This window comes from Streptomyces litmocidini, assembly GCF_014649755.1.
In the GTDB taxonomy this organism is placed as follows: Bacteria; Actinomycetota; Actinomycetes; order Streptomycetales; family Streptomycetaceae; genus Streptomyces; species Streptomyces litmocidini.
This window is the reverse complement of sequence record NZ_BMTQ01000006.1, coordinates 23,691-38,006: the sequence shown is the minus strand read 5'-3', so window position 1 is coordinate 38,006 and position 14,316 is coordinate 23,691. Positions and strand designations below refer to the sequence as shown.

The window sequence follows — 14,316 nt, the reverse complement described above, 5'->3', positions numbered from 1 at the left end:
GGGAGGCGTCGTGGACGACTACGCGGGAAGGGTGCTCGCCGACCGCTACCGCCTGCCGCTGCCACCGGCGGACGCCGACGCGTACGACCCGGTGGAGACGCGCGCCTTCGACACGTACAGCGGGCAGGAGGTCCTGGTCCGCCAGGTTCCGCTCCCGGAGTTCGTCGATGCCGAGGTGCTCGACGGACGGGACGGCCCCGTCGACGCCTACGACGGAGCGGGCGCGGCCACCCGCCGACCGGCCGAACCCGTCGTGCGCCGGGCCATCGAGGCGGCCCAGGCCGCCGCGCAGATCCCCGACCACCCCCTGCTCGACCAGGTCTTCGACGTCTTCGCGGAGGCCGGCTCGCTGTGGATAGTGAGCGAGCGCGTGGCGGCCAGACCGCTGGCCGCGCTGCTCGCCGAACGGCCCCTCAACCCGTACCGCGCGGCCGAGATAGGCGCCGACGTCCTCACCGCCCTGCGCGCCCTCCACGCCCACGGCTGGGTGCACCGGAACATCACGGCCCGGACCGTGCTCGTCTGCGACGACGGCCGCGTGGTCCTCAGCGGCCTCGCGGTGGGCGCGGCCGAGGAGGCCCTCTGCGGCTACGCGGCGGTCCCGGAACAGCCGGACGCCTTCGCGCCGCCCCCGGCGCCCGAACACGGGGAGCACGGGGAGGACGAGGAACACGAGGAGCACGAGCCGGCGGTGCCCGGACAGGGCGCCCACCCGGCCGATCCGTACGTCGCCGATCCGTACGGGCCTGAGGGGTACGGGCCTGAGGGGTACGGGCCTGAGGCGTACGGATCGGAGGAGCGCGGCTCCGAGGGGCACGGGTTCGAGGAGTACGGCTCCGAGGCGTACGAGACGGAGGGGTACGGCCCCGAGGGGTACGGCTCGGAGAGGTACGGCTCGGAGGAGTACGGCTCCGAAGAGTACGGTTCGGAGGAGTACACGTCCGGCGGGCACGGCTCCGAGGCGTACGAGGTGGAGGTGTACGAGGAAGGCGACGGGGACGAGGAGGACGGCGGGTTCGACGGCGAACCGTACCCGGACGGCACAGGCGCGGGCACCGGCACCCGCACCGGCCACGCCCCCGAGGGCCCCGCCGCCCCCGACCCCTACGGTGCCGACCCCTACGGGCGGGCCGCGCCCGCCGCCGAGACGCGGCCCGTGGCCGCGCCGCCCACCGCCGACGTACGGGCCGCGCGGGCCGGGGCCATCGCCGCGTACCGCGCCGGCGCGCGCGCCGCCGCCCGGCTCGGCGAGACCGGTGCGCTCCCCGCCCAGCGCCCCGCGTCGCCGGAGCCGCCCCCGCCGCCGACGGCACAGGCGTCCGGAGCGCCCGAACCGCAGTGGTGGGCGCGGATGGCCGAGGACGAGGGCGACGAGGACGAGGGCGACGAGCCGTACGGCGGCGGCCCGCAGACCGGCCCGCCGCGCGTGATGCTGGCCGGCAGCTGGAGCGACGGCCCGCACGCCTCGCGCGACGGCTCCGGACCGATCCCGGCCGGTGGCGGCCCCCTGCTGCCCGGCTCGGGCCGTCCCGCCCTGCCCGCCGGGTACACCGCGGCGACCCCGGACCCCACGCGGCTCCCGGTTCCCGTCGGCGCCCGGGACGAAGCGCCGGTCGCGATCCCGGCCCAGGCGCACCGGGGTCCGACCACGCGGCTCGCCGCCGAGCGTGCCCGCCAGACCCGGATCGCGGTCGTCGGCGCCGTGACCGAGCGCTGGGCGCCCGAGCAGGCCGGGCCCGTGCACGAGAACTGGCGCCTCGCCCCGCCGATCGGCCCCGCCACCGACCTGTGGGCGCTCGGCGCGCTCCTCTACCGCGCCGTCCAGGGCCACGCCCCGTACCCCGAGGACAGCGCGGCCGAGCTGGTCCAGCTGGTCTGTGCCGAGCCGCCGGCCTTCGCCGAGGAGTGCGGGCCCCTGCGCCCGGTCGTCGAGTCCCTGCTGCGCCAGGACCCCACCGAGCGGCCCGACTTCGAGGAGCTGCGCGGCTGGCTGCGCTCCCTCGTCCGCTCGGCGCCGGAGCCGGACGCCGGGTTCGGAGTCGTACCGCTGCCGTCCTTCGACGAGGCGCGGCTGCCGATCGTGCGCCGGCGCGGCGAGCTGGTGCGCCGGTGGCGCGGGGGAGCGGGAGCGGGCCGCCACCGTCACAAGCGCGGCAGGGTCCCGGGCCCCGCCGCCCGGCAGGAGGCCCCGCACGACCACGAGTACGGCAACGCGCGCGTACAGCCGGATCACCGCCAGGAGTTCCGTGAGGAGTTCTGGGAGGAGTCCCGGAGCGGCTTCCGCGAGGAGTCCGGGGGCGGCTTCCGCGAGGAGTTCCAGGACGGCCTCCACGAGGAGTTCGACGGGGAGCTCCCGCAGCGCGCCCCGCGCACCCCGCGGTCCTCCGCGCGCGCGTCGTCCTCCCGGGCCCCGGGCTCCCCCCGTTCCCTGGGCCGTACGCTCCTGATCCTCGTCCTCCTGCTGCTCGCGGGAGCCGTCGCGTACGCCGTCCTGTTCATGCCGGGGAAGGAGGGGCGGTCCGCCGCGCCGACCGTGCCCGGGACCGCGACGGGCTCTGCGTCCGGCCCGCCCGCGACCACGGGGCCGCCCGCCGGAACGACCGCGAAGCCGACCACGAGACCGACCACGCGCCCGGCCACCACCCCGCCCCCGGCGGATCCTTCGGCCCCCGCGCTCGCCGCCGGGTACGACCTGCGCCAGGACCCGGAGGGCTTCCGGATCGGGGTCCCGAAGGGATGGCGGCGCAGCCCGGTCAACGACGCCGGGCAAGTGCGCTACACCGGCGGGGACTTCACGCTGATCGTCGTTCCCGGCCGGGACAGCGTCCGGGACAACGGCGCGGATCCGCTGGAGTACCAGAACGCCAAGGAGCGCGAGCTGGCGCCGTACCGGTCCTCCAGCTGGTCACAGGTGGTGCGGGCGCGCCGGGTGGACATCGGCCGGACGCCGACGGCGGAGGGCGACTACACCTGGCTGGACAGCACGGGCCGCGAGGTGTTCGTGCGCAACCTCGCCCTGATCGACGGCGGTCGGTACCACGTCGTCCAGGTCATCGGTCCGGAGAGCGAGCGCGACAAGGTGTCCGAGGTGTACGAGCAGGCCACGAAGGCTTTCCGTCCGGGACGTTGATACGTATGTCCCACCGGCCCCCGGTCACAGTGCTGTTCCTATGACCGCCCCGAGGTTCCGCCACCCGCACCTCCCTCCGTAACCTGGCATCAGAAGGAACGGGCGGGGGCAAGTGGAACATTCTCAGAGCACAGGGGCGGGGCTGCTGCTCGCCGGTCGCTACCGGCTGGGCGAGTCCATCGGGCGCGGCGGCATGGGCAAGGTCTGGCGCGCGCACGACGAGGTGCTGCACCGCGTGGTGGCGGTGAAGGAGCTGACGGCGGGTCGCTTCGTGGCCGAGGCCGACCGGCTCGTGCTGCACGCCCGTACGCAGAAGGAGGCGCGGGCCGCCGCTCGGATCACGCACCCGGGCGTGGTGACCGTCCACGACGTCCTGGAGCACGACAACCGGCCGTGGATCGTGATGCAGTACGTCGACGGCCCCTCGCTCGCCGACGCCGCCAAGGCGGCCGGCACGATCGAGCCCCGGGAGGCGGCCAGGATCGGTCTGCACGTCGTCGGCGCGCTGCGCGCCGCGCACGCGGCCGGGGTGCTGCACCGGGACGTCAAGCCGGGCAACGTGCTGCTCGCCCGGGACGGGCGCGTCCTCATCACCGACTTCGGGATCGCGGCGATCGAGGGGGACTCCACGATCACGCGGACCGGCGAGATCGTCGGCTCCATCGACTACCTGGCGCCCGAGCGGGTGCAGGGCGGCGACCCGGGGCCCGCGTCCGACCTCTGGTCCCTCGGTGCCACGCTGTACACGGCGGTGGAGGGCACCTCGCCGTTCCGCCGCACCTCCCCGATCAGCACCATGCAGGCCGTGGTGACCGAGGAGCCGCCGCGCCCGGAGAAGGCGGGGCCGCTGGCCTCCGTCATCGTGGCCCTGCTGCGCAAGGACCCGGCGCAGCGGCCGCGCGCGGACGAGGCCGAGCGGATGCTGCTCGACGCGATGGAGGGGCGCTCGCCGGCGGCGGCGCAGGCGTACGTGCCGACCCAGCGCGTGGCCAGGGAGGACCTGGACTCGGTGGCGGACGGTCACGGGCCGGGCGGCGACGCGCGTAGCACGGACGCCGTGAGCGGCGGTACGGGCACCGGCACGGAGAGCCTGACGTCCGGCGAGCCGCGGAAGGCCACCGCGCAATGGCCCCACCCGCCTCACCAGACCGACCAGTCCCCTCTGCCTCACCAGCCCTCTCTGCCTCACCAGCCCTCTCAGCCTCACCAGCCCCAGCCGTCACCCGGACCTCCCCAGCACCCCAGGCTCGTCCCGGCCTCCCCGTCCGCCTCCGGGCGCGGCCGCTGGCGCACCGCCGTGCTCGCGGCGCTGCTCGCCGGGGTCGTCGCGGGCGGCGCCGTCTTCGCCGCCATGAACTACGCGGGCGGCGACCGCGCCGGCGGACGCACGGCGGCGACGTCCCCCGCCGCCCAGGGACCGGGCGGCGGCGTCCCGGCCGGCTGGCACCGCGTCAAGGACCCGGAGGGCTTCAGCCTCCTCGTGCCGGACGGCTGGAAGCGGCAGACGGAGGGCGACCAGATCGACTACACCCCGGACAACGGCCGCCACCGCATCCGCATCAGCATCGACCGCAGCCCCGACTTCGAGAATCCGTACATGCACGCCCTCGACCTGGAGGTCCTCCTCCAGAAGCGCATGAACTACCAGCGGATCAAGCTCGACCAGGTCACCTATCGCGACCAGGTCCGCTCCTGCCTGTGGGAGTTCACCTGGACCGAGAAGAAGAGCTTCCCCGGGCCGCGGCACGCGATCGACCAGATGTACTACGAGGACGACGGCACCGAGTACGCCCTCTACATGTCCTCGCCGGAGTCCAGCTGGGAGACCACCCGGGAGCAGTTCGACATCGTCGTCCAGCACTGGCGCGCACCGGGGGACTGAGGGCGCGCACCGGGGGACTGAGGGGCGGAAAAATCTCCACGGGCGACCTTCGAGGGCCGTAAGCCCCTGATCAGGGCTTATGTGCCAGTGATCGCTGGCGCGATGTGTGCGGACGGTGAAAACGCGTTACCGACGGGTACCCAAAGGTCGGAACGCGGCCTACGCTCGGCCCCATGACGGACTCGCAGGCCCCCGCCGCCCCCACGGTTCCCGCCGACGCCGCCGCCGAGGCGGCCCGCCCGGCCGCGCCCGCCGGCGCGACCAACCCGGTCGCGCCCGCGCCCGCCGGCGCGCGGACCGCCGCCGACGTCGTGACGCCCGAGCTGATCGCCCGGCTCACGCGCGGAGTCGTCGGCTCCGGCCGGACCGCCAACCACACCCCCTTCACCGGGGAGAAGCTGGCGGACCTGCCCGAGTCCACCCCCGAGGACGTCGCCGAGGCCTTCACGCGCGCGCGTGCCGCCCAGACCGCCTGGGCCGCCACCCCGGTCAGGACCCGCGCCGCCGTCCTCCTGCGCTTCCACGACCTCGTCCTCCAGCGGCAGGCCGAGGTCCTCGACCTCATCCAGCTGGAGACGGGCAAGGCCCGCCTGCACGCGCACGAGGAGGTGCAGGCGGTCGCCGTCGCCGCCCGCCACTACGGCCGCAAGGCCGCCTCGTACCTGCGTGCCAAGCGCCACACCGGCGTCGTGCCGACCCTCACCAAGGTCACCGAACTGCGCCAGCCGCGCGGGGTCGTCGGCCAGATCGCCCCCTGGAACTACCCCCTGGAGCTCTCCGTCGGCGACGCGCTCCCCGCCTTCGTCTCGGGCAACGCCGTCGTCATGAAGCCCGACACGGAGACCGCGCTCACCGCGCTCTGGGCCCGTGACCTGCTCATCGAGGCCGGGCTGCCCGCCGAGGTCTTCCAGGTCGTCCTCGGCGAGGGCCCGGTCGTCGGCCCCGAGGTCGTCGCCCACGCCGACTACGTCTCCTTCACCGGCTCCACCCGCACCGGCCGCGAGGTCGCCCGGGGCGCCGCCGCCCGCCTCGTCGGCGTCTCGCTCGAACTCGGCGGCAAGAACGCGATGCTCGTCCTCCAGGACGCCGACGTCGAGAAGGCCGCCGCCGGAGCCGTCCGCGCCTGCTTCTCCTCCGCCGGGCAGCTCTGCATCTCCATCGAGCGGCTGTACGTGCACGAGTCGATCGCCGACGCCTTCCTCGACCGCTTCGCCGCCCGCACCAGGGCCATGCGCCTCGGCAACTCCCTCGCGTACGGGGCGGACATGGGCTCCCTCGTCGGCGAGCGGCAGCTGGAGACCGTCACCAAGCACGTCGAGGAGGCCGTCGCCAAGGGTGCCACGCTCGTCGCCGGCGGCGTCGCCCGTCCCGACATCGGCCCCCTCTTCTACGAGCCGACCATCCTCGACGGCGTCGAGGCCCCGATGGCCGTCTGCGGCGAGGAGACCTTCGGCCCCGTCGTCTCCGTCTACCGCTTCACGGACGAGGACGAGGTCGTCGAGCTCGCCAACGCCACCCCGTACGGCCTCAACTCCTCCGTCTGGACGAAGGACTCGCGCCGCGGCCACGCCGTCGCGGCCCGGCTGCGCACCGGCACCGTCAACATCAACGAGGGGTACGCCCCGGCCTACGGCAGCGTGCAGTCCCCGATGGGCGGCATGAAGGACTCCGGGCTCGGCCGCCGCCACGGCTCCGAGGGCATCCTCAAGTACACCGAGGCGCAGACCGTCGCCCAGCAGCGGCTGATCCCGCTCGCGCCCTCCTTCGGGATGGACGACGAGAAGTACGCCGCGTTCATGAGCGCGTCCCTGAAGGCGATGAAGGCCCTGCGCCTGCGCTGACGTCCGTCCCTTTCCCACCTTTCCGCACGAGGAGAGCCATGGCCGCGGTACCCCCTACCCAAAATCAGGAGCTCGCGGACGACGCCGCGTACGACTACGACGTCCTGGTCGTCGGCTCCGGCTTCGGCGGTTCGGTCACCGCCCTCCGCCTCACCGAGAAGGGCTACCGGGTCGGCGTCCTGGAGGCGGGGCGCCGCTTCACCCGCGCGAGCCTGCCCAAGAACTCCTGGGACCTGAAGAACTTCCTGTGGGCCCCCGCCCTCGGCCTCTACGGCCTCCAGCGCATCCACCTGCTCGGCAACGTCATGGTGCTCGCGGGCGCCGGCGTCGGCGGCGGCTCCCTCAACTACGCCAACACCCTCTACGTACCGCCCAAGCCCTTCTTCGACGACCCGCAGTGGAAGGACATCACGGACTGGCAGGACGAGCTGCGGCCGTACTACGACCAGGCGAAGCGGATGCTCGGCGTCCGCCTCAACCCGACGATGACCCCCTCCGACGTGCACCTGAAGTCCGCCGCCCAGGCCATGGGCATCGGCGACACCTTCCACATGGCGCCCGTCGGGGTCTTCTTCGGCGACGGCGACGACGCCGACGGAACGGCGAGGGCGAAGCCCGGCGAGGAGGTCGCCGACCCCTACTTCGGCGGCGCGGGCCCGGCCCGGCGCGCCTGCACCGAGTGCGGCGAGTGCATGACCGGCTGCCGCCACGGCGCCAAGAACACCCTCAACGAGAACTACCTGTACCTCGCCGAGAAGGCGGGCGCCACCGTCCACCCCATGACCACGGTCGTCACCGTCACCGAGGACTCGCGGGGCGGCTTCGCGGTGAGGACCCTGCCCACCGACGACCGCAGGAAGGGCAAGGGCCGGACCTTCACCGCCCGGCGGGTGGTCATCGCCGCCGGCACGTACGGCACGCAGACCCTGCTGCACCGGATGAAGGACAGCGGACTGCTGCCCCGGATCTCGAACCGGCTCGGCGAGCTCACCCGCACCAACTCCGAGGGACTGGTCGGCGCCCAGACCACCGACCGCCGCTACCGCAAGCGGCACGGCAAGGAGAAGGCCGACTTCACCAGGGGCGTCGCCATCACCTCGTCCGTCCACCCGGACGAGAACACCCACATCGAGCCGGTCCGGTACGGCAAGGGCTCCAACTCCATGGGCAGCCTGACCGTCCTCCAGGTGCCCTACGGCGCCCACCGGGTGCGGAGCTGGTTCCTCAACCTGCTCAAGCATCCGGCGCTCGCCGTGCGCTCGCTCTCCAACTGGCACTGGTCCGAGCGGACCATCATCGGCCTCGTCATGCAGTCCCTCGACAACTCCCTCACGACCTACCGCAAGCCCGGCGGCCTCGGGAAGGGCCTGCTCACGGCCCGCCAGGGGCACGGCGCGCCCAATCCGGTCCAGATCCCGGAGGCCACCCAGGCCGCCACCCTCCTCGCCGAGGAGATCAACGGCTTCGCCGGATCCAACGTCGGCGAGCTGATGGGCACCCCGCTCACCGCGCACTTCCTGGGCGGCTGCCCGATCGGCGCCGACGGCGCGACCGGTGTCATCGACCCGTACCACCGGCTCTTCGGCCACCCGGGGATCTCCGTCGTCGACGGCGCGGCCGTCTCCGCCAACCTCGGCGTCAATCCGTCCCTGACGATCACGGCCCAGGCGGAGCGCGCCATGTCCTTCTGGCCGAACAAGGGCGAGGAGGACCCGCGCCCGCAGCAGGGCGAGGCGTACGTGCGGCTCTCGGCGGTCGAGCCGAAGTCCCCCGCCGTCCCGTCCGAGGCCTTCGGCGCCCTGCGGCTGCCGTTCCTGGGGATCCCCGCGGTCCCGCCGAAGAAGGACTGACGGCCGACACGCGTAGACGAAAGGGCGCTGCACCCCCCTCCGAGTGCAGCGCCCTTCCAGCTCTGGTGTTGCTGCATAGATGACCTGCGACCGGTGGGATTGGTTGTAGCGGTTGCACAGGATCTTTATGTGATGCGCGTCACATGCCGCTGGGGTCGGGTTCCGGGCACGAGGAAGGGCCCCGCGCTCGCGATTCCGGTCGCGGCGCGGGGCCCTCGGGGTCGGCACCGGTGTCAGGGCAGCGGCGGTGCCGAGCGGGGCGGCGCCGGGGGGTTGCGCCGCAGGGGGAGGGGATCAGGGGGCTCGGGGATCAGGGAGGGATCAGGGATCAGGGGGACGGGGAGGGTCGGGAGATCGGCCGGTTGCGGCCGGCCCCGGGCGTCCCCGGGACCGACCGCCCTTTCTGGGTGACCGGGCTGCTGTCCCCTGCTGTCCGGTCACGCGCGCTGGTGCGAGGTCCCACGACGTACCCGAGGGGTACGCCACACGCCCCAGCGAAGCCACGCGTGGTTTCTTTCGGGCCCGCCCCTGGCTGGCACGGACAACCGGACCAACGAAGCCCGGCCCGAGCCGGTCACGCGCCGTACGGGTGAGAGCCGTACCGAACTCGGGTACGGGCACGCACCCGGAGGGCATCCCCAGGCGATCCCCCCCCGCAGATCCTCCGCAGGTCCCTCCTCCGCAGATCCCTCCTCCGCAGATCCCTCCTCCGCAGGTCCCTCCTCCGCAGATCCCTCCCCCTGGGGCGCCTCTTCTCAGATGCGGCCCCGGCACAGCTCCAGCATCGTCATCGCCAGCGCCGTGCCCGGCTTGCCCAGCGCGTCCCTGTAGTGGCCGAGGACCTCCATCTCGCGGGCCAGGTTCACCCGGCGGCCGCCGGAGGAGATCCGGGCCTCCTGGATGACGGTCGAGATGGCCACCCGTTCCTGGATGAGACCGATGATCCGGTCGTCGAGGGCGTCGATGCGCTCGCGGGCGTCGCCGATCAGCGTCGCCGCCTCGTCGGTGCGGGCGCCGGTCTGCTCGGCGAGGGTCTTCGCGGTGGCGGTGGTCGTCATGGCGGGGGCTCCTTGGGGTGTCGGGTCCGGGAGCCCCGGGGCGACATCGCCCGGAGACAAGCAGAACGCCCCGGGCCTTGTCGGCCCGGGGCGCCTGGGAAGTCGCTTGTCAGTTGCTCAAGCAGCACGACCATGGCAGCCGGTGGGCCGGTTGCCATAGGTAAAGACGAAGGTCGGGTGCTTGCGCATGGCGACAGTATGGACCCCTTCGCGCACCCCGTCACAACCCGGGTTCGGATGGTGAGACGAAAAGAGTCACCGGCGCGCCGGTAGAATCGACAAATAGCCCCCCTTTCGAGGGAACCCCCGGGACCCCCTCAGGACCCCTCGGGGAACCTCGCCAGGGAAACCTCTCCTACCGCCGGAAGGCCGCCGTAGTGTCATCAGCGACTCCCGCTGCCGCGCCCGACGTCTCCAACCCGGACGTAGTCCTCGTTGTCGACTTCGGCGCCCAGTACGCCCAGCTCATCGCCCGTCGCGTCCGTGAGGCGCGGGTCTACAGCGAGATCGTCCCGTCCACCATGCCGGTGGCCGAGATGCTGGCCAAGAACCCGAAGGCGATCATCCTCTCCGGCGGTCCGTCCTCCGTGTACGCCGAGGGCGCCCCGCGTCTCGACCGCGAGATCTTCGAGGCCGGCGTCCCCGTCTTCGGCATGTGCTACGGCTTCCAGCTGATGGCGACGACCCTCGGCGGCACCGTCGACAACACCGGCGCCCGCGAGTACGGCCGGACCCCGCTGCACGTCTCCAAGGCCGGCTCCACCCTCTTCGAGGGCACCCCGGTCGAGCAGTCCGTGTGGATGTCGCACGGCGACGCCTGTTCCGCCGCCCCCGAGGGCTTCACCGTCACCGCCTCCACGGACGTCGTGCCGGTCGCCGCCTTCGAGAACGACGAGAAGAAGCTGTACGGCGTCCAGTACCACCCCGAGGTGCTGCACTCCACGCACGGCCAGCAGATCCTCGAGCACTTCCTCTACCGCGGCGCCGGCATCGAGCCCAGCTGGACCACGGGCAACGTGATCGAGGAGCAGGTCGCGGCCATCCGCGCCCAGGTCGGCACCAAGCGCGCCATCTGCGGCCTCTCCGGCGGCGTCGACTCCGCCGTGGCCGCCGCGCTCGTGCAGAAGGCCATCGGCTCGCAGCTCACCTGCGTCTACGTCGACCACGGCCTCATGCGCAAGAACGAGACCGAGCAGGTCGAGAAGGACTTCGTGGCCGCCACCGGCGTCCAGCTGAAGGTCGTCGACGCGCAGGAGCGCTTCCTCACCGCCCTCGCCGGCGTCTCCGACCCGGAGACCAAGCGCAAGATCATCGGCCGGGAGTTCATCCGCGTCTTCGAGCAGGCGCAGGCCGAGATCGTCGCCGAGGGCGCCGCCGACGGCGAAGAGGTCGCTTTCCTCGTCCAGGGCACGCTCTACCCGGACATCGTCGAGTCCGGCGGCGGCACCGGCACGGCCAACATCAAGTCCCACCACAACGTGGGCGGCCTCCCCGAGGACCTGGAGTTCGAGCTCGTCGAGCCGCTGCGCCAGCTCTTCAAGGACGAGGTCCGCATGGTCGGCCAGGAGCTCGGCCTGCCCGAGGAGATCGTCCAGCGCCAGCCGTTCCCCGGCCCCGGCCTCGGCATCCGCATCGTCGGCGAGGTCACCAAGGAGCGCCTGGACCTGCTGCGCGAGGCCGACGCCATCGCCCGCGAGGAGCTCACCGCGGCCGGCCTCGACCGTGACATCTGGCAGTGCCCGGTCGTCCTCCTCGCCGACGTCCGCTCCGTGGGCGTCCAGGGCGACGGCCGCACCTACGGTCACCCGATCGTGCTGCGCCCCGTCTCCTCCGAGGACGCCATGACGGCCGACTGGTCGCGCCTGCCCTACGAGGTGCTCGCCAAGATCTCGACCCGCATCACCAACGAGGTCGCCGACGTGAACCGTGTCGTCCTCGACGTCACGAGCAAGCCGCCGGGCACCATCGAGTGGGAGTGAGCGTGGGGGAGGAAGCCCTCCCCCTCGCGCACGAGGCCGCCGTCCCGCACTCCGGGGCGGCGGCCTCGCCGCTTCCCGGCCGGGACCGCTTCCCGGCAGGGACCGCTCCCCGGCTGAGATCGCTTCCCGGCCGGGACGTCCGTCCGGCCTCGCCGCCTCCCGGCCGGGAGGTCCGTCCGGACTCTGGTGACTTGACCGGCCGGGCGTTACCTTCCGGCGCATGAGCGTGATACCGGGCCCCGTCCCCGTCGAACGGCTCCACTTCGCCCTGCCGCCCGTCCACGCGACGGTCGAGGAGGAACGCACCCACCGCAAGCAGCGGCTCGCCGGCGCGCTCCGGATCTTCGGGCGGCTCGGGTACGAGGAGGGAGTCTCGGGCCACATCACCGCCCGCGACCCGGAGCACCCCGACTGCTTCTGGGTGAACCCCTTCGGAGCCCCCTTCGAGGAGCTCACCGCCGGCGACCTCATCCTGGTCAACGGCGACGGACAGGTCGTCCGGGGTGGCCACCACGTCAACCAGGCGGCCTTCACCGTCCACGCCCAGGTCCACCGCGCCCGGCCCGACGCGGTCGCCGTCGCCCACACCCACTCCGTCCACGGCCGGGCCCTCGCCGCGCTCGGCGAACTCCTCGACCCGATCACCCAGGAGGCCTGCGCCTTCTACCAGGACCACGCCCTCTACGACGCCTACACCGGCGTCACCGTGGACCCCGAGGAAGGCCGCCGGATCGCCGTCGCCCTCGGCACCTTCAAGGCGATCGTGCTCCGCAACCACGGCCTGCTCACCGTCGGCACCTCCGTCGACGCGGCCGCCTGGTGGTTCATCGCCCTCGAACGCTGCGCCCAGGTGCAGCTCACCGCGCGGGCGGCCGGCAAGCCGGTGCTCATCGACCACCGTGAGGCGGTCGCCACCCGGGAACAGCTCGGCAGCGACCTCGTCGCCTGGATCAACTACCAGCCCCTGTGGCGCAGGATCAGCCGAACGGACCCCGAACTCCTGTCGTAACACCATCGCTTCACCCTTCTGTACGTCAATGGGATGACGCGGCAATCACCCTCCGGCGGGGCGCACGCGGCGGGCGCGAGAGCCGCAGGTACGGCACAATTCCGTGGAATCAACGGCTGGTTGGCCCTTCGGGCCGCGCCCGGACGCATCGAAGCGGATCGAAGCGGGCCGTGCAGTGAGCTCGGGAGTGAGCACCGTGGCGGTTCAAGAGGCGAGACAGTACGGCGAGCACGCGACGGCCTGCGCCGGCTGCGCCCACTGCGGGCAGGCCGGACACCGACGCGCCGTCGCCGCCTTCCTGGCCCGGCGCGACGAGCTCGCCGCCGGACACGGCGTCCCCGCCGCCGTCGCCCACTCGCCGGTCGCCGCCCGCCAATGGGTCTCCGACGAACTCGCCCAGTCCGCCCGCGCGGTGGCCGCGCGCGACCGGGAAGCCGGGCTCGCCCGGCTCGACCGAGTCCGCCGCGGCGGTCTCGGCGCCGTCTGGGGTTCCGTCCTCGCCCTCCTCCTCGGCCAGGCCCTCACCGCCATCGGCGGCGGCTGGACCGGCGCCCGCACGGCCGGCCTCTGCACCGGCCTGGTCCTCGCGCTTCTCCTCAGCGCCGCCGCCCACGCCCATCGCGCCCGGGGCGGTCTCCTCGCCCCGCTGATCGGCGAGGACAACCGGCTCTCCACCACCCGCGCCGTCGCCGCCGGCTGGCTGCTGCTCCTCGGCTTCACCCTCCTCTTCCTGGCCTTCCGGTCGCCCGGCACGACCGCCTTCGGCCTGGCCCGGGGCGCCGGCCTGCTGACCGTCCTCGCCCTCGTCGCCTCCGTCACCGTCACCGCCCGTCTCGTCGTCGCGCGGGGGATCGTGGCAGGCCGCCTCCAGAAGGTGCGGGCCGACCGTCCGCGCGCCGCCGACCTGGTCTGCGACGACGGCGGCCGGGCCGCCCTCGCCGACGTGCAGTACCTCCTCGTCCCCGGTGCCGTCCTCGCCCTGGCCGCCGTCGGTCTGGCCCGCGACCCCGACCGGCTGCCCGAGGTGCCCTGGTCCCTCGTGCTGCTCGTCGGCGTCTCGGCAGCCTGGCACCTCGCCGCGAAGGTCACCGAGGGCGTCCGCCCCACGATCCACTCCGTGGTCCGGTCCCGGGAGGCGGGCGACCTCGACGCCCCGATCCGCACGGGCGACGACATCGAGATCCGCGGCTGCGGCTTCGTCCCGCCCGGCGCCGGTGCCCCCGATCCGCTGACCCGTCTGGTCGTCCGCATCGGCCCCGTCCACGCCCACGTGCCGTTGGTCCCGGTCCCGGGCGGCTTCGCCAACCCCACCGACGCGGCCCTGACCGTCCCCCTCCCGGCGGACGTGGAACCGGGCCGGGTGGAGGTCTCGGTCGTCACGGCGGCCGGCGTGGAGACCAACCGGGTCACGATCGACGTCGTGGACTGAACGTTCGCGCCCCCTTCCCGTGTCCCCGGCGGCAGGTGCGAGGAGAATCGTTCCGCGAACAGTCGTCCGGGACGTGGAGAGGTGACCGACGATGACGGGACAGACGGACCGGCCACACGACACGGGCGACGACCCGAG

General features: G+C 73.4%; 8 protein-coding genes. 7 read left to right on the top strand and 1 reads right to left on the bottom strand.

Annotated elements, in window-relative coordinates:
- Window positions 1-10: 10 nt before the first annotated feature.
- The 4 genes from IE180_RS15110 to IE180_RS15095 all read left to right on the top strand — a co-directional run bounded on the left by IE180_RS15110 (window position 11) and on the right by IE180_RS15095 (window position 8,703).
- Entirely contained in the window at window positions 11-3,130 is a 3,120-nt protein-coding gene (locus IE180_RS15110) for a serine/threonine kinase C-terminal domain-containing protein (protein ID WP_190157409.1), read from the top strand.
- Window positions 3,131-3,242: 112 nt separating this feature from the next.
- Window positions 3,243-5,012, top strand: coding sequence for a serine/threonine-protein kinase (locus IE180_RS15105; RefSeq protein WP_190157408.1), 1,770 nt, complete (start codon window positions 3,243-3,245; stop codon window positions 5,010-5,012).
- Between the two features lie 173 nt (window positions 5,013-5,185).
- Window positions 5,186-6,853, top strand: a complete 1,668-nt coding sequence (locus IE180_RS15100) for a succinic semialdehyde dehydrogenase (RefSeq protein WP_190157407.1) — start codon at window positions 5,186-5,188, stop codon at window positions 6,851-6,853.
- Between the two features lie 38 nt (window positions 6,854-6,891).
- A complete protein-coding gene (locus IE180_RS15095; protein WP_190157406.1) occupies window positions 6,892-8,703 on the top strand; it encodes a GMC oxidoreductase in 1,812 nt (603 codons plus the stop codon).
- Between the two features lie 755 nt (window positions 8,704-9,458).
- Here IE180_RS15095 and IE180_RS15090 read toward each other — a convergent pair.
- Window positions 9,459-9,761 carry a chorismate mutase gene (locus IE180_RS15090; RefSeq protein ID WP_190157405.1) on the bottom strand — a complete coding sequence of 101 codons (303 nt, stop codon included), beginning with the start codon at window positions 9,759-9,761 and terminating at the stop codon, window positions 9,459-9,461.
- A 377-nt stretch (window positions 9,762-10,138) separates the two neighbouring features.
- Between IE180_RS15090 and guaA the strand changes: the two genes are divergently transcribed.
- The 3 genes from guaA to IE180_RS15075 all read left to right on the top strand — a co-directional run bounded on the left by guaA (window position 10,139) and on the right by IE180_RS15075 (window position 14,178).
- The gene (gene guaA, locus IE180_RS15085; RefSeq protein ID WP_190157404.1) at window positions 10,139-11,740 is read left to right on the top strand and encodes a glutamine-hydrolyzing GMP synthase; all 1,602 of its coding nucleotides are present in this window, start codon (window positions 10,139-10,141) and stop codon (window positions 11,738-11,740) included.
- Window positions 11,741-11,960: 220 nt separating this feature from the next.
- Window positions 11,961-12,749, top strand: coding sequence for a class II aldolase/adducin family protein (locus IE180_RS15080; protein ID WP_190157403.1), 789 nt, complete (start codon window positions 11,961-11,963; stop codon window positions 12,747-12,749).
- 196 nt (window positions 12,750-12,945) lie between these two features.
- Window positions 12,946-14,178, top strand: coding sequence for a hypothetical protein (locus IE180_RS15075; protein ID WP_373302776.1), 1,233 nt, complete (start codon window positions 12,946-12,948; stop codon window positions 14,176-14,178).
- The last annotated feature ends 138 nt before the right edge of the window (window positions 14,179-14,316 follow it).